The 24,123-nt window shown below is 71.8% G+C and carries 21 protein-coding genes; 16 read left to right on the forward strand and 5 right to left on the reverse strand.

The features are described from left to right. Positions 1–70: 70 nt before the first annotated feature. The 8 genes from AB0I66_RS23265 (at position 71) to AB0I66_RS23300 (ending at position 7,912) form a co-directional block, all read left to right on the forward strand. Complete coding sequence (locus AB0I66_RS23265; protein ID WP_363209833.1) at positions 71–535, forward strand: hypothetical protein; 465 nt, start codon at positions 71–73, stop codon at positions 533–535. Positions 536–542: 7 nt separating this feature from the next. After that, a complete protein-coding gene (locus AB0I66_RS23270) occupies positions 543–1,145 on the forward strand; it encodes a TIGR03086 family metal-binding protein (protein WP_363209834.1) in 603 nt (200 codons plus the stop codon). 97 nt (positions 1,146–1,242) lie between these two features. Next, the gene (locus AB0I66_RS23275) at positions 1,243–2,007 is read left to right on the forward strand and encodes a DUF4142 domain-containing protein (RefSeq protein WP_363209835.1); all 765 of its coding nucleotides are present in this window, start codon (positions 1,243–1,245) and stop codon (positions 2,005–2,007) included. Between the two features lie 109 nt (positions 2,008–2,116). Further along, positions 2,117–3,430 (forward strand): DUF692 domain-containing protein, encoded by a 1,314-nt coding sequence (locus AB0I66_RS23280; protein WP_363209836.1) that lies wholly within the window; start codon positions 2,117–2,119, stop codon positions 3,428–3,430. Between the two features lie 14 nt (positions 3,431–3,444). After that, the gene (locus AB0I66_RS23285) at positions 3,445–4,410 is read left to right on the forward strand and encodes a TIGR04222 domain-containing membrane protein (RefSeq protein WP_363209837.1); all 966 of its coding nucleotides are present in this window, start codon (positions 3,445–3,447) and stop codon (positions 4,408–4,410) included. Between the two features lie 142 nt (positions 4,411–4,552). Then, a complete protein-coding gene (locus AB0I66_RS23290; protein WP_363209838.1) occupies positions 4,553–5,383 on the forward strand; it encodes a DUF4142 domain-containing protein in 831 nt (276 codons plus the stop codon). A 40-nt stretch (positions 5,384–5,423) separates the two neighbouring features. Then, positions 5,424–6,185 (forward strand): TIGR04222 domain-containing membrane protein, encoded by a 762-nt coding sequence (locus AB0I66_RS23295; protein ID WP_363209839.1) that lies wholly within the window; start codon positions 5,424–5,426, stop codon positions 6,183–6,185. A 107-nt stretch (positions 6,186–6,292) separates the two neighbouring features. Further along, positions 6,293–7,912: an alpha/beta hydrolase gene (locus AB0I66_RS23300; RefSeq protein WP_363209840.1), complete on the forward strand. Its 1,620-nt coding sequence runs from the start codon at positions 6,293–6,295 to the stop codon at positions 7,910–7,912. 12 nt (positions 7,913–7,924) lie between these two features. Here the strand turns inward: AB0I66_RS23300 and AB0I66_RS23305 are convergent, their stop codons facing one another. The 3 genes from AB0I66_RS23305 to hemG all read right to left on the reverse strand — a co-directional run bounded on the left by AB0I66_RS23305 (position 7,925) and on the right by hemG (position 10,636). Further along, a complete protein-coding gene (locus tag AB0I66_RS23305) occupies positions 7,925–8,299 on the reverse strand; it encodes an RNHCP domain-containing protein (protein WP_363209841.1) in 375 nt (124 codons plus the stop codon). Positions 8,300–8,460: 161 nt separating this feature from the next. Beyond that, positions 8,461–9,180, reverse strand: coding sequence for a hydrogen peroxide-dependent heme synthase (hemQ, locus tag AB0I66_RS23310; protein WP_363209842.1), 720 nt, complete (start codon positions 9,178–9,180; stop codon positions 8,461–8,463). Between the two features lie 4 nt (positions 9,181–9,184). Beyond that, positions 9,185–10,636 (reverse strand): protoporphyrinogen oxidase, encoded by a 1,452-nt coding sequence (gene hemG / locus AB0I66_RS23315; protein ID WP_363209843.1) that lies wholly within the window; start codon positions 10,634–10,636, stop codon positions 9,185–9,187. A 141-nt stretch (positions 10,637–10,777) separates the two neighbouring features. Between hemG and AB0I66_RS23320 the strand changes: the two genes are divergently transcribed. Together AB0I66_RS23320 and AB0I66_RS23325 are read left to right on the forward strand one after the other, a co-directional pair. After that, positions 10,778–11,713, forward strand: a complete 936-nt coding sequence (locus tag AB0I66_RS23320; protein ID WP_363209844.1) for a DUF4349 domain-containing protein — start codon at positions 10,778–10,780, stop codon at positions 11,711–11,713. A 125-nt stretch (positions 11,714–11,838) separates the two neighbouring features. After that, positions 11,839–13,221 (forward strand): FAD-dependent oxidoreductase, encoded by a 1,383-nt coding sequence (locus tag AB0I66_RS23325; RefSeq protein ID WP_363209845.1) that lies wholly within the window; start codon positions 11,839–11,841, stop codon positions 13,219–13,221. Between the two features lie 119 nt (positions 13,222–13,340). On the opposite strand, the gene hemE is transcribed toward AB0I66_RS23325, so the two are convergent. Beyond that, positions 13,341–14,414 (reverse strand): uroporphyrinogen decarboxylase, encoded by a 1,074-nt coding sequence (hemE, locus tag AB0I66_RS23330; protein WP_363209846.1) that lies wholly within the window; start codon positions 14,412–14,414, stop codon positions 13,341–13,343. Positions 14,415–14,536: 122 nt separating this feature from the next. Here hemE and AB0I66_RS23335 point away from each other — a divergent pair, with 122 nt between their 5' ends. From AB0I66_RS23335 to AB0I66_RS23355, 5 genes are all read left to right on the forward strand, one after another. Beyond that, on the forward strand, positions 14,537–15,205 hold the full coding sequence (locus tag AB0I66_RS23335; protein ID WP_363209847.1) for a DUF3000 domain-containing protein: 669 nt from the start codon (positions 14,537–14,539) through the stop codon (positions 15,203–15,205). Between the two features lie 337 nt (positions 15,206–15,542). After that, the gene (locus tag AB0I66_RS23340) at positions 15,543–16,205 is read left to right on the forward strand and encodes a response regulator transcription factor (RefSeq protein WP_160507754.1); all 663 of its coding nucleotides are present in this window, start codon (positions 15,543–15,545) and stop codon (positions 16,203–16,205) included. Positions 16,206–16,283: 78 nt separating this feature from the next. Further along, the gene (locus AB0I66_RS23345) at positions 16,284–17,555 is read left to right on the forward strand and encodes a ribonuclease D (RefSeq protein ID WP_363209848.1); all 1,272 of its coding nucleotides are present in this window, start codon (positions 16,284–16,286) and stop codon (positions 17,553–17,555) included. Positions 17,556–18,660: 1,105 nt separating this feature from the next. After that, positions 18,661–19,887 carry an acetyl-CoA C-acyltransferase gene (locus tag AB0I66_RS23350; RefSeq protein WP_363209849.1) on the forward strand — a complete coding sequence of 409 codons (1,227 nt, stop codon included), beginning with the start codon at positions 18,661–18,663 and terminating at the stop codon, positions 19,885–19,887. Continuing rightward, positions 19,884–22,025 (forward strand): 3-hydroxyacyl-CoA dehydrogenase NAD-binding domain-containing protein, encoded by a 2,142-nt coding sequence (locus tag AB0I66_RS23355; protein WP_363209850.1) that lies wholly within the window; start codon positions 19,884–19,886, stop codon positions 22,023–22,025. The genes AB0I66_RS23350 and AB0I66_RS23355 overlap by 4 nt, the downstream gene beginning before the upstream one ends. Before the next feature lie 90 nt (positions 22,026–22,115). Here the strand turns inward: AB0I66_RS23355 and AB0I66_RS23360 are convergent, their stop codons facing one another. Then, positions 22,116–23,234 (reverse strand): hypothetical protein, encoded by a 1,119-nt coding sequence (locus tag AB0I66_RS23360; RefSeq protein ID WP_363209851.1) that lies wholly within the window; start codon positions 23,232–23,234, stop codon positions 22,116–22,118. A gap of 79 nt (positions 23,235–23,313) precedes the next feature. On the opposite strand from AB0I66_RS23360, the gene AB0I66_RS23365 reads away from it, so the two are divergent. Further along, on the forward strand, positions 23,314–23,685 hold the full coding sequence (locus AB0I66_RS23365) for an NTP pyrophosphohydrolase (protein WP_363209852.1): 372 nt from the start codon (positions 23,314–23,316) through the stop codon (positions 23,683–23,685). Positions 23,686–24,123 lie beyond the last annotated feature (438 nt).

Genomic DNA, 24,123 nt, shown 5'->3' on the forward strand with positions numbered 1-24,123 from the left:
CGCCCTCCGGAGACCAGCCGGCCTCGCCAAACAAGTAGCACGACCGTTCGTTTAGATTTACGCTCGTCGCATGCCTTCACTGATCCCGCGATCCATCTCCCGCTCGCCCTGGCAGCCCGGCCCCGAGGCAGCCACGCAGGACCACGTCCTGGTGAGCGTCACGGAGTTCACCGCCCGCCGTCACTCCCAGACCCTCCCCATCGCCCTGTCGGGGCTGCGGCTGCGCCGGAGCTGGCCTCGTACGCCCGGTGCCGTCGGCATGTGGCTCTGGGCCGACCCGTGGCGCAAGCGCTCGGGTTCCGTCTCGGTCTGGGCCGACGAGCGGTCGCTGTACGCGTTCGTCGGACGCCCCGACCACGTACGGATCGTCCGCGCGCACCGGGACCGGGGTGAGATGCGCGCCACCGCCTGGGCGGTGGACCGCTTCGATCCCGACGGTGTCTGGGCCGCCGCGCACTCCTTGCTCACCGGCCCGGACCCCATCGGGTCAACTTCCGCGCCACCCACCGCCGTTCACGCCACGGAAAGCGAGTGACACCGCAATGACGGACCTCATCGCACTCGACCGCACCGCCCTCCAGGAATCCCTTCGCGTCCTGCGCGCGGCCCGCGACACCGACTGGGAGCGCCCCTCCCCCTGCGCCGGCTGGACGCTGCGCGACCTGGTGGCGCACATGGCCGCTCAGCATCACGGGTTCGCGGCGGCGGCTCGCGGATCGGGCGACGACCGTACGTACTGGATCGCGCCGGATCTCGGACGCGACCCGGTCAAGGTGTACGAGGAAGCGGTGCGCCACGTGCTGGCCGCGTTCGTTGAAGAGGGCGTCATGGAGCGGGGGTTCACGCTGCCCGAGATCGGCGGGACGTTCACGGGACGGATTGCCGTCGGCTTCCATCTCCTGGATTACGTGGTGCACTCCTGGGACGTGGCGACGACCGTCGGCGTCGGCCTCGAACTGCCGGGGCCGGTCGTCGATGCCGCGCTCGACATCGCCCGCCGGGTGCCCAAGGATCCCGAACTCCGTGGGCCGGGCGCGGCGTTCGCGCCCGCCCTGCCGACGCCGGAGGATGCCTCGCCGCTGGAGGAGATGCTGGCGCTCCTGGGAAGGTCGCCCACGTCACACGACGACCTGGCAAAGCGTTGAACATCACGCACGCATCTTCCGTATCCCCTGGTACCAGGAAGTAGCTTGCCTCACGGCAGGTTGACGGGCAGGTCGACGGGCAGGAAGGCACGGCACATTGCGGCGCATCAACGGCACGGCTCTGATCATCGCGGCACTCGTGGTCACACTGGGCGCGCTCGCGTTCCCCATGTGGTCCTACGCGGACCGTTCGGGCACGGGGCCCGCCAATCTGGCCGCCGGTTCGGTGGCCACCCAGTGGGGTCCGCTCTCGGCGGCCGACCGGGATCTGCTGGTGAAGGTACGGCTCGCCGGCCTGTGGGAACTCCCTGCCGGTCAGCAGGCCGTCGAGCGCGCGCCGACCGAGGCGATCAAGGAGGCGGGCGACCACCTGATCGTCGGCCACACGGACCTCGACAAGCGGGCCCGCGCGGTCGCGGCGCAGCTCGGCGTGGAGCTTCCGAACCAGCCCACCGCCCAACAGCAGGGCTGGCTCCAGGAGTTGACCGAGGCCGAAGGGATGGAGTACCAGCGGAAGTTCGCGAATCTGCTGCGGGTCGCGCACGGCAAGGTGTTCAGCGTGATCGCGCAGGTGCGGGACAGCACCCGCAACACCCTCATACGGCAGCTGGCCAGCGACTCCAACCAGACGGTCCTCGACCACATCACGATGCTGGAGGCGACCGGCCTCGTCGACTTCGACGACATCGCCAACGGCGGCGCGGCGACCGCGACGGCCAGCCCCAGCGGCCCTCCGCCGCCCTCCGGTGTCCCCCCGGTGCCCCCGCCGGCCGGTCCGACCGGCGATGTGTCGACGACGTCACGGCCCTCGCCCGCGCCGCCCGGCGAGGTCAACACCAACCGGCCGGAACCTCAAATGTAGCTCTGAACGTCCCTCCTCAGGGGTTCGGCCGCTTCGGCCGGGGCCATGACTCCTGCACACGTTCACAAGACACGGGCGCGACGCGGGGTCTTGGCGGAGGAGGGGGATCATGAAACATCTGGGGACCGGAATCGGGTGGCGTCCGGAGATAGCGGACGCCGTGGAAGGGATGCCCGGCATCGACTGGGTCGAGGCCGTGTCGGAGAACCTGTGCCCCGGGCACCTGCCCGATTCCCTCCTGCGGCTGCGGGAACGCGGGGTCACGGTGGTGCCGCACGGCGTCTCGCTCGGCCTCGGCGGCGCCGACCGCCCCGACGAGACGCGCCTCGCCGCGCTCGCCGAGCGGGCGCAGGTGCTCGGCTCACCGCTGGTCACCGAGCACATCGCGTTCGTACGGGCCGGGGGCCCGCTGACGGCCTCGCAGCCGCTGGAGGCGGGCCACCTGCTTCCCGTGCCGCGCACCCGTGACGCCCTCGACGTGTTGTGCGAGAACGTGCGCATCGCGCAGGACGCGCTGCCGGTGCCGCTCGCCGTGGAGAACATCGCGGCGCTGATCTCCTGGCCCGGCGAGGAGATGACGGAGGGGCAGTTCCTGTACGAACTCGTCGAGCGCACCGGCGTACGTCTCCTCATCGACGTGGCCAACCTCCACACGAACCACGTCAACCGCGGCGAGGACCCGTCGAAGGCGCTGGACGAACTGCCGGTCGAGGCCATCGCGTACGTCCATGTCGCGGGCGGCTTCGAGCGGGACGGCGTCTGGCACGACAGCCACGCCCACCCGGTGCCCGAGCCGGTCCTGGCGATCCTGTCGGACCTGGCGTCCCGGGTGAGTCCGCCGGGTGTCCTGCTGGAACGGGACGAGAACTTCCCGGCGCCGAAGGAGCTGGAGCGGGAGCTGGAGGCGATACGGGAGAGGGTGCGGACGAAGGCGCCCGCATCCGGTGAGTGCGCTGGGGGCACGGCGCGGGACGAGGCCGGTGGGCCCGACGCGACCACGGCGTCCGCCCCCGCCCGTCAGCGGCTCGCCCTCGCGCAGACCGCGCTCCTTTCCGCCCTGGTGGCCAAGACGCCCGCGCCCGAGGGCTTCGACCGGGCCCGGCTGGCCGTGCAGAGCCGGGCGTTGACCGGCAAGCGGGCGGACGTCGTGGCGAAGGTGGCGCCCGAGCTGCCGGAGATCCTCGGCGCGCGCTATCGCGCGGAGTTCTTCGCGTACGCGCAGGCGCGGCCGATGCCCGGCGGCTACCGGCGTGACGCCCTGGACTTCGCCGAGCGGCTGCTGCTCGCCGGGCTGCCCGAGAACGCGGAGGCGCGGGGCAGGCTGACCCGGTGGTGGCTCGACCGGTCCGGGCCCGTGCCGCTGGACGCGCGGCCCGTCACCCGGTGGCTGCGGGCGGCGCGGTTCGCGCTCCGCCGGGGCTAGGAGGGCCGGCAGCCATGGAGATCCTGTCCCTCGCCTTCGCCCTACTGGTCGCAGCCTCCTCGGCCGCTCTCCTCGTCGGCGTCTCCCGCATACGGCAGGCCGCGCCGCCGCAGTCCGACGCCCGGCACGGCGCGGTGTTCGACCCCCTGGAGGCCGCGTTCCTGGGCGGTGGACCCGGCCGGGTCGCCGACGCCGTGATAGCGGCCATGCACGAGGACGGGCGCCTGGTGGTCGCGTTCCCCGGCGTCGTCGCGCTCCAGTCGACCGAGGTCCGCAACCCGGTGGAGGGTGCGGTGCTCCAGGCGCACGAGGCGGCGCCGAGCGGTGCGCTGCACTGGCTGCGCATCGGCGTGATGCGCAGCCCCGCCGTGCAGGCGATCGGCGACACGCTGGCCCGGCGCGGGCTGCTGGTGCGCCCCGAGGCCGTCGACCGCCTGCGGCGCCGCAAGAACCGGCACCACGCCCTGAGCTTCGCCGGGTTCTTCCTCGTCATCGGCGTCATCGCCGTCGAGGACGGCGACGGCCCCTCCTGGGACCCCGTGAGCGCGGCGACGATCCTGCTGATCGTGGCCTGGTTGCTCGGCGCCCTGGTCGGCCTGCTCTGCGGCCGCTTCACCCGCACGCGGGTGACCGCCACGGGGCGGAACGCTCTCGCGGAGTACCGCGCCGCGGGAGCGCTCGCGCCGGGCGCGGCCTACCGCGTGGCCGTCGAAGGCCTGGTCGGCGTCCTCGACCCCGACCTGCGCGCACAGCTCCAGGCCGCGCACCGCGTCCGCCCCGGCCGCACGGCAGCAACATCCTCGTCGTACGCGAGCTCCGGCTCGGGCACCATCGCATGGTGCGGAGGCACGGGAAGCAGCTCAACCTGCGGCGGCGCGAGCTGCGGAAGCTCGGGGGGCGGCTGCGGAGGCGGCGGCTCGTCGTCCTGCGGGGGTGGAGGGGGCGGCGGCTGCGGGGGTGGCGGAGGGGGCAGCTCCTAGGCGGCCACCCGCGCGCCGGCCTCCAGGGCGAGAGCCCGCATCCGATGCCCCTTACCCCTACGGCAGTTGACGTACTCCTCGGCGTATGGCGCAGGTCCCTCTCTGGGGCGCACTAACGTGCGGTGCCGCAACAGGAGGCGTCATGCGATCCATCAACGGCACCGGCCTCATCGTCGCGGGGCTCGTCGCGACGCTGGCCGCGCTGCTCTTTCCCGTCTGGTCGTACGAGGACAGGTCGGGCACCGGCCAGGACATCCTCGACGCGGACACCGTGTCGACGGAGTTCGGCCCGCTCTCCGCGCTCGACCGGGACTTCATCACCAAGGTGCGGCTCGCGGGCCTGTGGGAGCTTCCCGCAGGACAGCAGGCCGAGGCGCGCGGCACCACCAAGGCCGTGCAGACGGCGGGCGAGCACCTCGTCGAGGGTCATACGTTCCTGGACGCACGCGTACGCGAGGTGGCGACGCGGCTCAACATGGAACTGCCCAACCAGCCGACCGCGCAGCAGCGTGGCTGGCTCGACGAGATGAGCGACGCGAACGGCGGCGCGTACGACGAGAAGTTCGCCAACATCCTGCGCGCAGCCCACGGCAAGGTCTTCTCGGTGGTCGCCGAGGTCCGCGCGACCACCCGCAACTCGCTGGTGCGCGCGCTCGCGGACGACGCGAACACCACGGTCCTCGACCACATCACGGTCCTCGAGGGCACGGGCCTGGTCGACTTCGACGACCTGGCGCGCGACGCGGCATCGGCGGGCCCCGTCCCGGTGACCCGCTCCCCCGCCCCGCCGGGACCGACCGAGTCCCCGGCTCCGGCGACCCCGGTCTCCCCCTCCCCCACCTTCTCCCTGCCCCCGCCTGCCTCGCGCCCCAAGCCGAAGGAGGACAAGGGGCGCGACGACAGCGGCAAGGAGAAGCCCCGTAGCAAAGCGGAACGTTACGTACCCGCGACCCCGCGTCCGCATGCTGAATAACCCGTGGCGCCGCCCTCACCCCCTCGCATAGAACACCGGCATGTTCTGGCTTCCGCTCCTTCTCGTGGCCTGGGTCGTGTCGGGCCTGTCCTGCGCCCGGCTCTGCCTCACCGCGTACCGCGCCGCCCGGCCCGGCGCGGCCCCGGGGCAAGGCCATGAACTGACGCTCTACGAAGCCGCGTTCCTCTCCGGCGGGCCCGCCCGCGTCACCGACCTCACCCTGGTGTCGATGGCCCGCGCCCGGCGCCTGCTGCTCGCGCACACCGGCTGGGCGACCGTCGTCGACCCGGTGGGCGGCGACGACATGGAGCGGTCCGTGCTCGGCGCGATAGGTCCGGACGGGCAGTCACCAATAGCGCCGGTACGTCGCGCGGCGGCCGGCACCGACGCGATGCGCGCCCTCGCCGACCGCCTCGTCACGGCGGGCCTCGCCCTCCCGGAGGGCACCTGGTCGGGGGTCGCGGGAGCGGTCAGGCAGGTGCGGACGGCCGCAGCCGCGGTGATCGCGCTCGGCGCCGTCGCACTGCTGATGCCGGACCAGGAACCGCACGGAGAGGCGCACGTCGCGCTCTGGTTCGCGCTCGCCCTCGCCCTGAACGCGGGCTGCCTGGCCGTCGCCCGCTTCGAGATCCACCCCTACCCGCGCTGGGCCTCGCCCGCGGGCCAGCTCCTGCTGAGCGCGCTGCCCGCGCGCGGCGGCTCCGACCTCACCGCCGTCGCCGTACGCGGCACCCGCGCCCTGTCCGACCCGGAACTCCGCGCGGCCTTCGCGCACCGGGACACGGCGCATCGGAGTCATTGAGCCCGACACGCCCGACACCGGCGGGGCGGTGCTTTACTTCGCCCATTACCAAACGAATCATCCCTTTTGTTCGAGCAACGCACGGCCGAATGAAGGGATGAAGAGCGATGAGAGCAGCAGCCGCCCTCTACGGAACCGCCGGATCCTTGGTCCTGACCGCACTCGTCGCCGCCCCCACGGGAAGCGCGTCCGCGGCCGACACCACCCCGTACCCGGAGACGCAGGGCGCCCAGATCGCGGCCCAGCGCGCGCAGGCCGCCGGTCTGCGCTTCGCCGCCTGCCCGAAGGCCGAGGGCCTGCCACCCTCGGTCAAGTGCGCCACGGTCACCGTGCCGCTGGACTACGCGGACCCGAGCGGCAAGCAGATCAGACTGACCGTCAGCCGCACCAAGGCCACCGAGCGGGCCGAACCGCGGCGCGGCAAGTCCGTCAAGCGGCAGGGCGCCCTCGTGTTCAACCCGGGCGGCCCCGGCGGCTCCGGCATGTACTTCCCGATGGTCGGCATGCTCCCCGAGTGGAAGCGCATCGCGGCGGCGTACGACCTCGTGGGCTACGCCCCGCGCGGTGTCGGCCGCTCGGCGCCGATCTCCTGCCAGGACCCCAAGGAGTTCGCCAAGGCGCCGACGCAGTCGCCGACCCACCCCGACACCGCGTACAAACTGGAGCGCGTCAAGCAGGCGAAGGCGTACGCGGAGGGCTGCGTCAAGCGTTCCGGCAAGGCGGTGCGGCACTACACGAGCCTGAACAACGCCCGTGACCTGGACGTGCTGCGGGCGGCGCTCGGCGAGAAGAAGCTGACCTTCATGGGCGCCTCGTACGGCACCTACTTCGGCGCGGTGTACGCCTCGCTCTTCCCCTCGCACGTGCGCCGCATGGTCTTCGACTCGGCGGTCAACCCCGACCCCGAGCAGATCTGGTACCGCAACAACCTCGACCAGTCCGCGGCCTTCGAGCGGCGCTGGGCCGACTTCCGCGCCTGGGTGGCCAAGCACGACAACACGTACCACCTGGGCAAGACGCCCGAAGCGGTCCTTCGCAGCTACGAGAAGGTGCGCGACAAGCTGGCGGCCAAGCCCGCGGGCGGCAAGGTCGGCCCCGGCCAGCTGCAGTCGGCCTTCCTCCAGGCCGGGTACTACGACGACTACTGGCCGGCGCGCGCCTCGGCGCTCTCGGCGTACGTGAAGGGCAACCCGAAGCCGCTCATCGAGCAGGCGGCTCCCGAGCCGAAGGCGGCCAAGGAGCAGGAGAACGGCAACGCCGTCTACACGGCGGTCGAGTGCAACGACGCGTCATGGCCGACGGACTTCAAGACCTGGAACCGCGACAACTCGATGCTCGCGCGCGTCGCACCCTTCGAGACCTGGGACAACGCCTGGATGAACCTGCCGTGCGCCTACTGGCCCGAGACCCGCAGGCAGCCCCTGGACGTCCGCACCGAGGCGGGCGAGCTTCCCCCGACGCTGATCCTGGCCGCCGAGCGGGACGCGGCGACCCCGTACGAGGGCGCACAGGAGCTGAACCGCAGGCTGGGCGGTTCGGTCCTGGTGACCGAGCGGGACGCGGGCACCCACGGCATCGGCGCCGGGCCCAACAAGTGCGTCAACGGCCACATGGAGGCCTACCTCCTGGAGGGCAGGCTCCCCGTGGAGCGCGCGGCGTGCGCGCCCCACAAGGAGCCCAAGCCGCTGTCCGGCGCGCGGGCGGCGGCTCTCCCCGAGAAGCACTGACACAGGGACTGACTACAGGGCGCCGAGACGCTCCAGCGGGAACGGCGGCTGGGCCAGCGGGCGCACCGCGAGCCGGGTCAGCGGCAGGGCGTTGTCGTCGCCCGCCGTGCGGTTGGCGTGCAGGACACCGCAGTGGGTGCAGCGGTGGACGAGAACCCATTCGCCGTCTCCGCGTACGGAGATGGCGAGGGGTTCCATCCGGGCGCCGCAGTCCGCGTCCCGGTCGCCCGGGGTGTCGTCGAGGTGACGGCTCCACAGGCAGTTGGGGCAGTGATTGCGGTGGTCGGTGCCGGGAGCGGTCATCGGTACGTCGAGACCGCACTGCAGGCAGCGGAAGGACTGGGCGCGCGCCTCAGTGCGGGCCCGCCGGGAGGTATTGCGGGACATGGTGTGGATGACTCCAGTGCGTCGCGGAATGGGCTGGCTTCGAGCTGATCCGCGGGGCCCTGGGCATACATTCACCGTTCTCTCTGTCCTTGGCTTCGACCTCTCGATGAAACCCGCACCGGACAGGGCGCGGCAACCGAATTAACGGCGCTCCGGATGAACTAGGCGAGGCCCGCCACGAGGTCCGCCACGGACTTGCGGCGGCCGGTGTAGAACGGCACCTCTTCGCGGACGTGCATGCGGGCCTCGGAGGCGCGCAGGTGCCGCATGAGGTCGACGATGCGGTACAGCTCGTCCGCCTCGAAGGCGAGCATCCACTCGTAGTCGCCGAGGGAGAACGAGGCGACCGTGTTGGCGCGCACGTCGGGGTAGCCGCGGGCCATCATGCCGTGGTCCTTGAGCATGCGGCGACGGTCCTCGTCGGGCAGCAGGTACCAGTCGTAGGAGCGCACGAAGGGGTAGACGCTGATGTAGTTGCGCGGCGTCTCGTCGGCCAGGAAGGCCGGGATGTGCGACTTGTTGAACTCGGCGGGGCGGTGCAGCGCCATGTTCGACCAGACCGGCTCCAGGGCGCGGCCCAGCTTGGTGCGCCGGAAGAGGTTGTAGGCCTCCTGCAGCTCGTCGGAGGTCTCGGCGTGCCACCAGATCATGACGTCGGCGTCGGCGCGCAGACCGGACACGTCGTACGTGCCGCGGACGGTGATGTCCTTGGCGGCGAGCTGGTCGAACAGCTCCTGGACCTCGTCGGCATAGCCGGCGCGGTCCTCGGGGAGCAGGTCGCGCAGCTTGAAGACGGACCACAGCGTGTAGCGGATGACCTCGTTGAGGTCCTTGGCCTTCTTGCCCGCGTTCGGGCTCTTGGCGGGGGCGTCGTCACTCATGGCCCTATTCTCCTCCGCCGCCGTGCAGGCTCTGCACCGGGTTGGCGGTGAGCTCCTGCACACCGGCCAGGTCACCGCCCAGCTGGTCGACGGCGGCGTAGGCGCTCGCGATGCACGCGGGGATGCCCACTCCGTCGTACGCCGCTCCGCACACCGCGAGGCCGGGCAGCTTGCTCACGTGCTCGCGGACGCGGGCCACGCGCGCGTGGTGGCCGACGGGGTACTGCGGCAGGCCCTCGTGCCAGCGGGTGACGCGGGTGGCGACGGGCTCGGCGTCCAGGCCGGTGGCCGCGCGCAGGTCGTGCCGGGAGAGCTCGACGAGCTCGGCGTCCTCGCGCCCGAGGATCTCCGTCTCGCCGTGCCGCCCCACCGACGTGCGCAGCACAAGGAGGTCGGGGTCCTCGTCGGCGATCCAGCCCCACTTGCGTGACGCGAAGGTGGACGCCTTGATGGTGTGCCCGTCGACGGGCGGCACGAGAAAACCGCTGCCTTCGGGGAGGTCGGTCTCGCTGCGGCGGTAGGCGAGGGTCATCAGGGCCATGGAGGCGTACTCGACGCCCGCGAGCTCGGCCGCGGCGGCGGGCGCCTCGACGCCGAGGAGCGCGGCGGCGGCGTACGCGGGCACGGCGACGACCACGGCGTCGGCGTCGATGGTCTGCTCGCCCGTGCCGACCTGCCAGCCCTGCGCGGCGCGGCGCAGCTCGGTGACCGGCGTCCCGGTGCGGATCTCGCCGCCCCGCGCGCGGACCGATTCCGCTACGGCGAGCGGCAGTTGGCCGACGCCGCCCTCGATGCCCATGAAGACGGGCCCGGTCTGCTGGTTCCGCGCGGCCCTGGCCTGGATGGCGCGGACGCCTTCGGTGAGGGAGTCGTGGGCGCGGGCGGCCTCGAAGAGCTGCGGGACCGCCGAGCGCATCGAGATGCGGTAGGCGTCGCCCGCGTAGACCCCGCCGAGCAGCGGCTCCACGAGGCGGTCGACGACCTCGCGGCCGAGGCGCGCGGCCACGTACTCGGCGACCGCGACGTCGTCCCCGACCTCGGTGGGCGGCAGGTCACGGTCCTGCTCGATGCGCCGCAGTCCCTCGTCGGAGAGCACTCCGGCCAGGGCCGACGCGTCGCCGGGCACGCCCATGACGTGGCCCTTGGGCATCGGCCGCAGAGCTCCGCGGGTCCAGATCGCCGCGGTCGCCGTGGCGGGGGGCTGCAGCCGGTCGGCGAGGCCCACCTCGCGGGCCAGGGCGACGGCCTCGGGGCGGCGGGCCAGCATCGACTCGGCGCCGAGGTCGACGCGGACGCCCTCGATCTCGCCGGGGAGCAGCTTGCCGCCGAGCCGGTCGGAGGCTTCCAGGACGGTCACGCGGGCACCGGCGATGAGCAATCGGTGGGCGGCGGCCAGTCCGGCGATCCCGCCGCCGATGACTACGACATGGCCCGTACGTGTGTCCGTTTCGCGCATGCCTCCACTCTACGAGTCGTGCTCCACGAGCCGCGCGAGTCCCGACCGTGACCCCATCGGGACCGGTCGGCAACCATCGTTCTGCCCCTCCCCTGCGTCAAAGGAGCATCAGTCACCACGACCCTCGGGGGGTACGCCGAAATGCACGCGTCCAGCGAAAGCAAGTCATGGCACCGCACGGTCCAGGCGCTCTCGGCCCTTCTGCTGGCCGTCGCCCTCGCGCTCACCGGGTGCAGTGCGGGCGGCGACTCCGGCGACAGCGACAAGGCGGCGGGCGGCGCACGCGAGGACGCGTACGCGTCCGGCAGCGAGGACGACAAGGGGGTGGGCGGCGGCAGCCAGGCGGACAAGTCCGGCAAGAAGAAGCCGCCCGAGCTCACCGGCACCCACGTCATCCGCACCGCCACCCTGACCGTCCGCGTCAAGGACGTGCCGAAGGCCCTGGACGAGGCCCGTGCCGTGGCCGTCGACGCGGGCGGCGTCGTCGGCGACGAGACCACGGACCGCGACGGCCGTGGCCACGAGCGCTCCCGCCTCGTGCTGCGCGTCCCGCAGGACCGGTACGACGAGGTCCTGACGTCGCTGGAGGGCACGGGCAAGCTGATCGAACGCAAGGCCAAGGCGCAGGACGTGACCGATCAGGTCGTCGACATCGAGAGCCGGATCAAGTCGCAGCGGGCGAGCGTGGCGCGGGTGCGGGAGCTGATGGACAAGGCGACGAAGCTGAGCGACGTGGTCACGCTGGAAGGGGAGTTGAGCTCCCGTCAGTCGGAGCTGGAGGCGCTGCTCGCGCGGCAGTCCTCGCTCAAGGACCGTACGAGCATGTCCACGATCACGCTGTCGCTCAGCGAGACGGCGGTGAAGAAGGCGGACACCGACGACGACCCGACGTTCGTGGACGCGCTGTCCGGCGGCTGGAGTGCCTTCGTGACGATGCTGCGCTGGGTGGCCGTGGCCCTCGGCGCGGTCCTGCCGTTCGTGGCGGTGGCGGCCCTGCTGTTCCTGCTGTGGCAGCGGCTTGTTCGGCCCCGACTGGCGCACCGTCCTGCCGTGAACGCGCAGGGAGACGACGACTGAGCCTGTCGTGCCCCCTAAGGGGCGCGGGGCCGTGACACGTGCGGCTCCGCCGCGCGGGCGCGACCAGCCACAACGGGCCCGCAGGTTTGACACTGCTCTGCCAGCGCAGCGCCTAGCGTGTCCGTATGAGGAGCGCGAAGGAACGACTGGTGATCATCGGGGGCGACGCGGCGGGCATGTCCGCCGCGTCGCAGGCACGCAGGCTCAAGGGCCCTGAGGAGCTGGAGATCGTCGCGTTCGAGCGCGGCCACTTCACCTCGTACTCGGCCTGCGGCATCCCCTACTGGGTCGGCGGCGACGTCCCCTCGCGGGACGAGCTGATCGCGCGTACGCCCGAGGAGCACCGGGCCCGCGACATCGACCTGCGGATGCGTACGGAGGTCATGGAGATCGACGTCGAGGGCGCCCGGGTCCGCACCCGGGACCTGGAGTCCGGGGCCGAGGCCTGGACGGCGTACGACAAGCTCGTGATCGGCACCGGCGCCCGGCCGGTGCGCCCCTCCCTGCCCGGCATCGACGCCCCCGGCGTGCACGGCGTACAGACCCTGGACGACGGCCAGGCGCTCCTGGACACCCTCGCCCGCACGCCGGGCCGCAGGGCGGTCGTCATCGGCGCCGGCTACATCGGCGTGGAGATGGCCGAGGCCCTGATCCAGCGCCGGTACCAGGTCACGGTCGTCAACCGCGGCGCGGAACCGATGTCGACGCTCGACCCGGACATGGGCCGCCTCGTCCACGACGCGATGTCCGGCATGGGCATCGAGATGGTGAACGGCGCCGAGGTCACCAAGATCCTCACCGGTGAGGACGGCCGGGTCAGGGCGGTGGCCACCGAGGACGCCGAGTATCCGGCGGACGTGGTGGTGCTCGGCATCGGCGTGCGCCCCGAGACGGAACTGGCCCGCGCGGCGGGTCTCCCGCTCGGTGAGTACGGCGGGCTGCTCACGGATCTCGCGATGCGGGTGCGGGGCCACGAGAACATCTGGGCGGGCGGCGACTGCGTCGAGGTCCTCGACCTGGTCTCGGGCCGCGAACGCCACATCGCGCTCGGCACGCACGCCAACAAGCACGGCCAGGTCATCGGCTCGAACGTGGGCGGGAGTTACGCGACGTTCCCGGGTGTCGTCGGCACGGCCGTCAGCAAGGTCTGCGACCTGGAGATCGCCCGCACCGGCCTGCGCGAGAAGGAGGCGCGGGCGGCGGGCCTGCGATACGTGACGGTGACCATCGAGTCGACGAGCCGCGCGGGCTACTACCCCGGGGCGGCCGTGATGACCGTGAAGATGCTCGCCGAGCGTCTCTCGGGACGGCTGCTCGGCGTCCAGATCGTCGGCCGCGAGGGCGCGGGCAAGCGCGTGGACATCGCCGCCGTGGCCCTGACGGCCCGGATGACGGTGGACCAGATGACGGCGCTCGACCTCGGCTACGCACCGCCGTTCTCACCGGTGTGGGACCCGGTCCTGGTGGCGGCGCGCAAGGCGGTCGCGGCGGTGCGGGCGGCGGACTAGACCCGCGAGGGGCGGGTCCGCACCGCGGACACGCCCCTCCCCCGCTCCTCACCCGTCACATTCAGGCGAGATTTTCAGCCAACTACGAGCCGACCACGAAACGTCCCGAAAGGACTTCGTCAGCGTGCGGTCCGCGTGTGGACATGCTCCACGAGCCGCGTCAGGGCGTCGGGGTCCGTGGTCGGCAGGACGCCGTGGCCGAGGTTGAAGATGTGCCCCTCAAGACCCGCGGCGGCGTCCAGGACCTCGTCCGTCTTGGCCTCGATCGCCTCACGCGTGGAGAAGAGGACCGCGGGGTCGAGGTTGCCCTGCAGCGCCTTGCCGGGACCGACCCGCCGCACGGCCTCGTCCATCGGCACGCGCCAGTCGACGCCCATCACGTCGGCGCCCGCCTCGCCCATCAGACCGAGCAGCTCGCCCGTACCGACACCGAAGTGGATGCGCGGAACGCCGTACGAGGCCACGGCGTCGAAGACCTTCTGCGACGCGGGCATCACGGAGCGGCGGTAGTCGGCGGGGGCCAGCGCGCCCACCCACGAGTCGAAGAGCTGCACGGCGCTCGCGCCCGCCTCGATCTGCACCTTGAGGAAGGCGCCGGTGATCTCCGCGAGCCGGTCGAGCAGGTCGGCCCACAGCTGCGGGTCGCCGTACATGAGCGCCTTGGTGTTCTCGTGGTTACGGCTCGGACCGCCCTCGACCAGGTAACTCGCGAGAGTGAAAGGCGCTCCGGCGAATCCGATGAGCGGGGTCGACCCCAGCTCGGCCGTCAGCATGCCCATCGCCTCGGTCACGTAACTCACGTCGTCCGGCGTCAGGTCCCGCAGCTGGGCGAGGTCGGCGCGCGAGCGGATGGGGTTGGCGACGACCGGGCCGATGCCCGGCTTGATGTCCAGGTCGATGCCGATGGCCTTGAGGGGGACCACGATGTCGCTGAAGTAGATCGCCGCGTCGACCTTGTGGCGGCGCACCGGCTGCAGCGTGATCTCCGTGACCAGCTCCGGCATCATGCAGGACTCCAGCATGGCCGTGCCCTCGCGCACCTTGCGGTACTCGGGAAGTGAGCGCCCCGCCTGCCGCATGAACCAGACCGGCGTGTGCGGCACGGGCTCACGCCTGCAGGCCTTCATGAAAGCGGAGTCGTACGTCGCTGCGTTCTGCTGGCCCGCGGGGCTCTGACTGTTGTTGGCACTCACGCGGAAAGTCTCGCACGGGCCCGCTCGCCCCCCTGCCCCGAGGGACACCCTGCCTTGACCGGGGCCCCTCTCACGGGTGTCTCTCCCTGCACGAAGCCGCCGTTCCCCTTAATCTTCCCCGCATGGCTGCGGCTCAGGGACAACGGTCGGACGGCGCTGGCGAGATGGAAAGTACGGAGGGGAAGGTGGCGGATTCGGCTCCGTTGCCCTTTCGCGCGGCGGTCGACGCGCTGCGGGGGGCACGGCTTCGGCCCGAGATCGAGATCGACCCGACGCGGCCGCCACAGCGCCTCGCCCCGCATGCGTACGCCCTGGAGGCGGCGGTGGTCGAGGGCGACGAGGATCTGGCGGACGGACGGCTCGTCCTGCTGCACGATCCGGCGGGACATGACGCCTGGCAGGGCACCTTCCGCCTCGTCACGCTCGTCCGCGCGGAACTGGAACCGGAGATGGCGGCGGATCCGCTGCTCCCGGAGGTCTGCTGGTCCTGGCTGACGGGCGCGCTGCAGGCGCGCGGGCTGGCCTGCGGGGAGCCGAGCGGCACCGTCACGCGTGCGGGTTCGCACTACTTCGGCGGGCTCGCCGAGCGGCCGCCCGCCTCGCAGATCGAGATCCGGGCGTCGTGGACGCCGCGCGAGGGGCAAGGCGGCGTACCGGACACGGCGGCGCATCTCGCGGCGTGGTGCGATCTGCTCTGCCAGATCGCGGGGCTGCCGCCGGTGAACCAGGGGCACGGAGGCGACGGCTCCGTGGTGTCGCTGCCGCAGCGACGGGGGCCGCAGACGCCGTGATGGGCGGCGGCGTACGCCGTGGCGGGCGGCGGGGCGGCGGCGGGGCGAGCGGTGGGGCGGGCGGTGGGGCGCGGTTCGAACAACACCGAACGAACCCGAACGGGTACTGGACGGACACCGGACGATCACGCGGATGAGCGATTCTGAACGACTGCGATTCGGGTTGATCTTCGGATGATCGATCGCATGTCCGAATCGCCCGAATTGTTACTCACCAAATCGTGATCATTCTCTAAAGGCGGGCGGGTTTGATGCCGAAGAGGTTGGTGACCTTGAAAGCACGGTTCGTCCCGGCTTCATCCCCGAGCCGGTTCAGTCCCGCACCCCAGGAGGCCTGGTGTCCGTTCTCCTCGAGCAGCCCGCAAGCCTGGTCGCCTACCGCCCGAACAAGCCGACCGCCATGGTCGTCGTGGCCGACCCGCGCGTCCGCTCCACCGTCACCCGCCACCTGTGGGCCCTCGGTGTACGCGACGTGATCGAGGCCTCGTCGATCGCGGAGGCTCGTCCCCGCATCGGCAACCCCCGTGACATCTGCGTCGCAGACGTCCACCTCCCCGACGGCTCCGGCCTGACGCTCCTATCGGAAACCCGCGCGGCGGGCTGGCCGAACGGCCTCGCCCTCTCCGCCGCCGATGACATCGGTGCCGTACGCAACGCCCTCGCGGGCGGCGTCAAGGGCTACGTCGTCACCGGCACCCGCAACAACGTCGGTCTCCCCACCCGCCCCGGCGCCGCGCCCATCGGCTCGGCCGCCGCCCGAATGCACCGCCGCCCGCCGGGCGCACCCAGCCACCCCGGTGGCTACCGAGAGCTGTCCGGCCGTGAGGTGGAGGTTCTCCGCCTCGTCGCGGAGGGTCAGTCGAACAAGGCCATCGGTGTCTCGATGGGGCTCTCCGCCCTGACCGTGAAGAGCCACCTCGCCCGCATCGCGCGCAAGCTCGGCACGGGTGACCGCGCCGGGATGGTGGCGGTGGCCCTGCGCACCGGAATCATCCACTGACTCATTTACACCCCTCGCGCGCCCGTCGACGGAACGTTCCGTCGACGGGCGCTGTGCATACACAGATACCCTTGACAGGTGACCGACGCCCAAGAGACCGCAGCAGACAGCTCACTGCGAACCACCGGAGGCGGCCCTCCGGACGACGTCGAAACGGCGCCGATCCCTTTGGACGAGCCGCGTGATGGCATCCCCCCGGTGGTCGCCGACGAGACCGCCCTCGCAGAGGTGATCGCCGCGTTCGCGGCAGGCAGTGGCCCCGTGGCCGTGGACGCCGAACGTGCGTCCGGCTATCGGTACGGCCAGCGTGCCTACCTCGTACAGCTGCGCAGGGAGGGCGCGGGCAGTACGTTGATCGACCCTGTCGCGTGCCCCGACCTGTCGGGGCTCGGCGAGGCGATCTCCGGAGCCGAGTGGGTCCTCCACGCGGCCACGCAGGATCTTCCCTGCCTCCGCGAAATAGGCATGATCCCCACCAGCATCTTCGACACGGAGCTCGCGGGGCGCCTCGCGGGATTCCCCCGGGTCGGCCTCGGCGCGATGGTCGAGGGCGTGCTCGGCTTCGTCCTGGAGAAGGGGCACTCGGCGGTCGACTGGTCGACGCGGCCGCTGCCCGACCCCTGGCTGCGGTACGCGGCGCTGGACGTCGAGCTGCTCGTGGACCTGCGGGACGCGCTGGAGAAGGAGCTCGACCGGCAGGGCAAGCTGGAGTGGGCCCGCGAGGAGTTCGACGCGATCTCCTCCGCGCCGCCGGCGCCGCCGCGGGTCGATCCCTGGCGGCGCACGTCGGGCATGCACAAGGTACGGCGCCGTCGCCAGATGGCGGTCGTACGGGAGCTGTGGACCGCGCGTGATCGCGTCGCGCAACGGCGTGACGTGTCGCCCGGCAAGGTGCTCAGTGACGGTGCGATCGTGGAGGCGGCGCTGGGGCTTCCGCCCAACGTGCACGCGCTCTCCGGGCTCACCGGCTTCGGTCATCGCATGGGGCGCCGTCAGCTCGAACAGTGGCAGGCCGCGGTGGACCGGGCCAAGGCCCTGCCCGACTCCGAGCTTCCGCAGCCCGGAGCGGCCGTCTCCGGGCCCCCGCCGCCCCGCTCCTGGGCGGACCGCGACCCGGCCGCCGCGGCGCGCCTCTCGGCGGCGCGGGCGGCTGTCTCCGCCCTGGCGGAGGAGCTGAACATGCCCCAGGAGAACCTGATCACCCCGGACACGGTCCGCCGCGTCTGCTGGGAGCCACCGGCTCAGGTGGACCCGGAGACGGTCGCCGAAGCCTTGGCCGCACATGGCGCCCGCCGCTGGCAGATCACCCAGGTGACGCCGGCGTTGGTGAGTGCGCTCAGTCCGGCTTGAGCGGTTGGGGTGGGGCGGGGGCGGGGGCGGGGTGGCTGGGCTTCGCCAAGCTTCGGCCCCGCCCCGGCGTGAGAACGGCTTGGCCATGGCCTGACCGTGGTTTGCCGCGGGGCGGGGCGAGGGGTGTTCTGCGGTAGGTGCGGTGGGCGGAGGGGTTCCGGTGCGCCTCTGGTGACTGCGGGCCGGGGGGCTTCGCCGGACCGGGGGTTGTGTCGGTGACCGGGGCCGTCCGGTTGTCCCGAGGTTGGTGGTTCCGGGCCGGGAGTCAAGGGCGCTCCTGCGTCGCGTCGGCTACGCCGATTCCGCTGCGCTCCACCCTTGACACCCGTCCCTCCACCACGCGAGGGAAGACGACCGAACGGCCTCAGGGGCGAGACTCTCGACCAGGGCTGCTTCTTGGACGGGGTTTACGTGCCGAGTGCGGACTGGTTCGCCGAGGGCGACCGGTGGGGACGGCGGTGCGCGGGAGCTTCGGGGATGGGTGCCGGTTTCGTCAAGCGAGTGCGGACCGGTTCGTCGGGGGCGACCGGCAGGGGACCGGTGCGCGGCTGGTTCGGGGAGGGGTGCCTGTTTGGCGAGCGGCTGCTGGCTGGCGCGTCGCGCCTGAGCAGTGGCGGGCTGCCGGGCGGGACAGCGGCGTGACATTTGGGGGCGGTGGGACTGCTGGGCCAGGCTGGCGGGGTGCCGAGAGCGCAATGGGCGGCAATTCGCAGCCGATTGCTTGAAAATCCCACGCCCCACGCGGGTGGATCGGGTCTGGGTGAGACTTTCTTGCATGCGTTGGCCGGGGGGTCGATATGCCCGACTTCGCGGTGGCGGGGGCGGCCTGTTCCGCCAAGTCGGCGTAGCCGACGCGACGGAGGAGCGCCCTTGGCTCCCGGATCGGAACCACCAACCTCGGGACAACCGGACGGCCCCGGTGACCGACACAACCGCTGGTCTTGCGAAGCTCCCCGCGGGTGGGTGGGGCGAGGCCCACCCCCAAGTGTGACCTTCGCAACCCCGTAGCAGCGCGCGGCAGCTCTTGGCCGCATAGTTACCGGCAAGTAGCATGGAACGCGGAAGCGCGCCGGCAGGCGCACCCGCACCCTGGAGGAGAGCCATCGTGCCTCGTACCGTCAGGGACGTCGTCTTCGTTGATGGCGTCCGCACCCCGTTCGGCAAGGCGGGCCCGAAGGGCATCTACCACGAGACCCGTGCGGATGACCTCATCGTGAAGGCCATCCGGGAGCTCCTTCGCCGTAACCCGGCCCTCGACCCCGCCAAGATCGACGAGGTCGCCATCGCCGCGACCACGCAGATCGGCGACCAGGGTCTGACGCTGGGCCGCACCGCCGGCATCCTGGCGGGCCTGCCCCAGTCCGTGCCGGGTTACTCCATCGACCGCATGTGTGCGGGCGCCCTGACCGCCGTCACGGCTACCGCCGGCTCCATCGCATTCGGCGCGTACGACGCCGTCATCGCCGGTGGCGTCGAGCACATGGGCCGCCACCCCATGGGCGAGGGCGTCGACCCGAACCCGCGGTTCGTGAGCGAGAAGCTCGTCGACGAGTCCGCCCTCTTCATGGGCATGACCGCCGAGAACCTGCACGACCGGTACCCCACGATCACCAAGCAGCGCGCCGACGAGTACGCCGTGCGCTCGCAGGAGAAGGCCGCCAAGGCGTACGCCAACGGCAAGATCCAGCAGGACCTCGTCCCCGTCTCCGTACGGCGGACCAATGAGGAAGCCGGGGAGACTGGGTGGGGGCTTGCCACCGCCGATGAGCCGATGCGGCCGGGTACGACCCTGGAGAGCCTTGCCGGGCTCAAGACGCCGTTCCGTACGCACGGTCGCGTCACCGCCGGTAACGCCGCGGGCCTCAACGACGGCGCCACCGCCTCGATCATCGCCTCCGAGGACTTCGCCCGGGAGAACAACCTTCCGGTCAAGATGCGGCTTGTGTCTTACTCCTTCGCCGGTGTTGAGCCTGAGGTCATGGGGTATGGACCGATCCCCGCCACCGAGAAGGCTCTCGCCCAGGCCGGGCTCTCCATCTCCGACATCGGTCTCTTCGAGATCAATGAGGCCTTCGCCGTGCAGGTGCTCGCCTTCCTGGAGCACTACGGCATCGCGGACGACGACACCCGCGTGAACCAGTACGGCGGCGCCATCGCCTACGGCCACCCCCTCGCCTCCTCCGGCGTGCGTCTGATGACGCAGCTGGCGCGGCAGTTCGAGGAGCAGCCGGACGTCCGCTACGGCCTGACCACGATGTGCGTCGGCTTCGGCATGGGCGCCACCGTCATCTGGGAGAACCCGAACCACAAGGACGCCGGAGGCGACAAGTGAGCAGCTCCACCAGCTCCACCACGGAGCTTCTGAAGGGCGCGGCCGAGCTGTTCCCGGACGAGGTCGTCACGCAGGCGCACGTACGCCACCTCGACCTGCCCGCGGGCGCCGGGCGCTTCGCGCTCATCACGCTCGACAACGGCTTCGACCACACCAAGCCGACCACCTTCGGCCCGGGTTCGCTCGCGAACCTGAACGCCGCGATCGACCAGGTCGAGAAGGAGGCGGCCGAGGGCACGATCGTCGGTGTCGGTGTCACCGGCAAGCCGTTCATCTTCGCCGTCGGCGCCGACCTCAAGGGCGTCGAGATCCTGAAGCGTCACGAAGACGCGCTCGCCATCGGCAAGGGCGGTCACGAGGTCTTCAAGCGGCTCTCCGGACTCGCCGTTCCCTCCTTCGCGTACTACAACGGTGCCGCGATGGGCGGTGGCGTCGAGGTCGGTCTGCACTGCTCGTACCGCACCGTCTCCAAGGCGCTGCCCGCCTTCTCGCTGCCCGAGGTCTTCCTCGGTCTCGTACCGGGCTGGGGCGGCTGTGCGCTGCTTCCCAACCTCATCGGTGCGGACCGCGCGGTCTCGGTCATCATCGAGAACTCGCTGAACCAGAACCGTCAGCTCAAGGGCAAGCAGGTCTTCGAGCTCGGCATCGCCGACGCGCTCTTCGAGGGCGCCGACTTCCTGGAGCAGTCGCTGATCTGGACGGCCTCCGTCCTCAATGGCTCGGTCGAGGTCGTCCGTCCCGAGATCGACCGCGGCGAGGGCTGGGACGCCGCTGTCGCGCGTGGCCGTGGCATCGCGGACTCCAAGGTGCACGGTGCGGCCCCCGCCGCCTACCGCGCCCTGGAGATCATCGAGGCCGCCAAGGACGGTGACCTGCAGAAGGGCTTCGACGCGGAGGATGTCGCGCTCGCCGACCTCATCATGGGTGGTGAACTGCGCAGTGGCATCTACGCGTTCAACCTCGTGCAGAAGCGTGCGAAGCGGCCTGCCGGTGCGCCCGACAAGAACCTGGCGCGTCCGGTCACCAAGGTCGGCGTCGTCGGTGCCGGTCTGATGGCCTCGCAGCTCGCCCTCCTGTTCCTGCGCCGTCTTGAGGTGCCGGTCGTGCTGACCGACATCGACCAGGCGCGCGTCGACAAGGGTGTGGGCTACGTCCACGAGGAGATCGACAAGCTTCTCCTCAAGGGCCGCGTCAACCAGGACAAGGCCAACCGCCTGAAGGGGCTCGTCTCCGGCGTGCTCGACAAGGCCGAGGGCTTCTCCGACGCCGACTTCATCATTGAGGCCGTCTTCGAGGAGATCGGCGTCAAGCAGCAGGTGTTCGCGGAGGTCGAGGCGGTCGCTCCGGCGCACGCCATCCTCGCCACCAACACCTCCTCGCTCTCGGTCTCCGAGATGGCGTCGAAGCTGAAGCACCCCGAGCGGGTCGTCGGCTTCCACTTCTTCAACCCCGTCGCGATCCTCCCGCTCCTGGAGATCGTGCGCGGCGAGCAGACGGACGACGCCTCGCTTGCGACGGCCTTCGGTGTCGCCAAGAAGCTGAAGAAGACCGCGGTCCTGGTGAAGGACGCCCCGGCGTTCGTCGTGAACCGCATCCTCACCCGCTTCATGGGCGAGATCCAGAACGTCATCGACGAGGGCACCCCGGTCGCCGTCGCCGAGAAGGCCGTCGAGCCGCTCGGTCTGCCGATGTCGCCGCTGGTGCTTCTGGAGCTGGTCGGTCCCGCCATCGGTCTGCACGTGTCCGAGACGCTCAACCGCGCCTTCCCCGAGCGTTTCACCGTCTCGCCGAACCTCGCGGCGGTCGTCAAGGCCGGCAAGCGCGGCTTCTACGCCTACGACTCCGGCAAGCCGGAGCTGGACCCCGAGGTCGCCGCTCTCCTCAAGCAGGGCGACACCGTCCTGACCGAGGAGCAGACCCGCGACCGCGTGCTCGACGCCGTGGCGCAGGAGATCGGCCTCATGCTCGACGAGGGTGTCGTCGCCGAGGCGCAGGACATCGACCTGTGCCTGATCACCGGCGCCGGCTGGCCCTTCCACCTGGGCGGCATCACGCCGTACCTGGACCGTGAGGGTGTCAGCGAGCGCGTCACCGGCAAGCGGTTCCTGGCGCCGGGCGTGGCCAGCGTTCCCGCGTAGCACCTCCGTATACGGGTGATGCCCGGCCGCCCGAAAGGGTGGCCGGGCATCGCCCGTTTCTGCGGCCGTCCGGCTATACGGGTCGTCCGGCTACACGCGCGTCCACGCGTCGAGCGCGAGCCCCGACTCCGCCTTCTGCCGCGCGAGCCGCAGCGTGCCGTCGAGGCCGATGGTCGCCATGACCACGCGGTCCTGGGCGTCCAGCGCCAACGCCGGGGAGCCCAGGCAGGGTTCGCCGGTGGCGGCCCACCAGGCGCCCGCCTGCTCGTCCTGGGTGGGGTAGGCCGCGATGACCGGACGGCCGTCGGCGCCCCGGTGGGCGAGGACCGTGCAGTCGTGGCCCTCTATCGTCGCGCGCAGGGCCGCCGTGGGGCCTGTCTCCGGGGCTCCGCCGAGCGGTCGCGCGTCCTCGGCGTCCGAGCGGTGCGCGAGGACTCCCCTGCCGCGGGCGTCGGTGGCGTAGTACGTGAGGCGGTCCTGGGCCGTCTCCAGGGCCGTGCCCGAGCCGGGGGCCGGGGGCAGCGGGATGTCGTCGGTGCGCTGGAACTCGGCGCCCTGCTTCTCCTGGGTCCAGTGCAGCGTCTTGTTCTCGGCCGGGCCGAAGACCTCCACGCGGCCGGTGGAGGTGGCGAGCGCCGTGATGCCGTCAAGGACCTCGCGGACCTTGAAGTCCTTCCAGCCCTCCCACTTGCCGCCCTTGCCCTCGCGCCGCAGCCGGACGCTGTTCACCGCGTCGCGCACGAAGACGTGGACCGTGCCGGAGGCGTCCACGGCGGCGGTCGGTGCGCCGAGGTGCGGGGCGCGCTCGACCATCTTGGTGTGCGGGTTGCCGAGCGAGCGCCAGTCCATGAGCGGGCGGCCCGACTGGTACTGGACGGCGTGCACGACGTCCACCTCCGTGCCGCCGTCCTTGGGGACCTTGCGGAGGGCGACGAAGTGGACGTATCCGTCGGCGCCCTGTGCCAGGGTCAGGTGGGTCAGGTGCGGTGTCTCGAAGAGGTCGGGGCCCGTCCAGTCGGGGCCGCCGGGGCGGGTCTCCGTCCAGCGCAGCAGGCCGTCCGCCGAGCGGGCGTAGGCGGTGAGCCTGCCGTCCTTGCCGCGCAGCAGCCAGCGGGCGGTCGCGAGGGTGCCGCTCGCCACGTGGACGGCGGCGGAGGCCGTCGGGCGGGAGGATTCCCGCTCGGGCCTGGGGGCGGACCTCTGCGGCATGACTCGGCGCGGACCTTCCTGTGGGCGTGCGTTTCTCCGGCTCGGTCAGTCTACGTTTGCGGTGTGCCAGGGTGGCGCCATGAGAACTCTCCTCGTCGTGGACGCCGCCAACGTCGTCGGCTCGGTGCCCGACGGCTGGTGGCGCGACCGGCACGGGGCCGCCGAGCGGCTGCGGGACCGGCTCGTCGCGTACGCCGACGAGGGCATCGCGGGGCATCCGGGGCCGCTGGACGTCGTGCTCGTCGTCGAGGGCGCCGCCCGGGGTGTCGAGTCCGTCGAGGGCGTACGCGTGGTCCCCGCACCCGGCAGCGGCGACGACCGCATCGTGGAACTGGCCGCCGAGGCCGAGGGCCGCCCCTGCGTGGTCGTCACAGCCGACCGCGAGCTGCGCCGCAGGGTGGGCGAAACGGGCGCGGAGTCCGTGGGCCCCCGAACGGTACGCGACAGCTGACCTCTCGCGGCCCGGCCGCCCCACGAGGGGTGCGGCGGCACGCGCAGGTTCTGGCAGGGTACGCAGTTCTCGCACCACCCGCCCGTCGTGCACCGCATGGGGACGGGACCAGCCCGCAACCTCGACAGGCGCGGGGCGGCACGCGCAGGTCCCGGCGAGGCCCGCGGCTTTCCTGCGGCCCGTCCGTCGCGCACGGCACGGGGACCAGACCCGCCCGCAGACGCGACAGGCGCGGGGCCGCGCGCGCAGGTCCCGGTGGCGCGCCCGCGGCTTTCCTGCGGCCCGCCCGTCGTGCACCGCACGGGGGCTGGTCCGGACCGCAGACAGGCGGGCGCGGGGCGACGCGCGCAGGTCCCGCTGAGGCCCGCAGTTTCCCTACGACCAAACCATCGTGCACCGCACGGGGACCAGACCGGCCCGCAACCTCGACAGGCGCGG

This window comes from Streptomyces sp. NPDC050439, from assembly GCF_040655335.1.
Taxonomy (GTDB): domain Bacteria; phylum Actinomycetota; class Actinomycetes; order Streptomycetales; family Streptomycetaceae; genus Streptomyces.

Excerpts from the sequence above, each read along its gene's own strand:
- AB0I66_RS23320 (WP_363209844.1), top strand. The coding sequence starts at position 10,778 with ATGCACGCGTCCAGCGAAAGCAAGTCATGGCACCGCACGGTCCAGGCG.
- AB0I66_RS23295 (WP_363209839.1), top strand. The coding sequence starts at position 5,424 with ATGTTCTGGCTTCCGCTCCTTCTCGTGGCCTGGGTCGTGTCGGGCCTG.
- AB0I66_RS23270 (WP_363209834.1), top strand. The coding sequence starts at position 543 with ATGACGGACCTCATCGCACTCGACCGCACCGCCCTCCAGGAATCCCTT.
- AB0I66_RS23305 (WP_363209841.1), bottom strand. The coding sequence starts at position 8,299 with ATGTCCCGCAATACCTCCCGGCGGGCCCGCACTGAGGCGCGCGCCCAG.
- AB0I66_RS23280 (WP_363209836.1), top strand. The coding sequence starts at position 2,117 with ATGAAACATCTGGGGACCGGAATCGGGTGGCGTCCGGAGATAGCGGAC.
- AB0I66_RS23360 (WP_363209851.1), bottom strand. The coding sequence starts at position 23,234 with ATGCCGCAGAGGTCCGCCCCCAGGCCCGAGCGGGAATCCTCCCGCCCG.
- hemQ (WP_363209842.1), bottom strand. The coding sequence starts at position 9,180 with ATGAGTGACGACGCCCCCGCCAAGAGCCCGAACGCGGGCAAGAAGGCC.
- hemG (WP_363209843.1), bottom strand. The coding sequence starts at position 10,636 with ATGCGCGAAACGGACACACGTACGGGCCATGTCGTAGTCATCGGCGGC.
- AB0I66_RS23335 (WP_363209847.1), top strand. The coding sequence starts at position 14,537 with ATGGCTGCGGCTCAGGGACAACGGTCGGACGGCGCTGGCGAGATGGAA.
- AB0I66_RS23285 (WP_363209837.1), top strand. The coding sequence starts at position 3,445 with ATGGAGATCCTGTCCCTCGCCTTCGCCCTACTGGTCGCAGCCTCCTCG.
- AB0I66_RS23325 (WP_363209845.1), top strand. The coding sequence starts at position 11,839 with ATGAGGAGCGCGAAGGAACGACTGGTGATCATCGGGGGCGACGCGGCG.
- AB0I66_RS23265 (WP_363209833.1), top strand. The coding sequence starts at position 71 with ATGCCTTCACTGATCCCGCGATCCATCTCCCGCTCGCCCTGGCAGCCC.
- AB0I66_RS23300 (WP_363209840.1), top strand. The coding sequence starts at position 6,293 with ATGAGAGCAGCAGCCGCCCTCTACGGAACCGCCGGATCCTTGGTCCTG.
- AB0I66_RS23365 (WP_363209852.1), top strand. The coding sequence starts at position 23,314 with ATGAGAACTCTCCTCGTCGTGGACGCCGCCAACGTCGTCGGCTCGGTG.
- AB0I66_RS23290 (WP_363209838.1), top strand. The coding sequence starts at position 4,553 with ATGCGATCCATCAACGGCACCGGCCTCATCGTCGCGGGGCTCGTCGCG.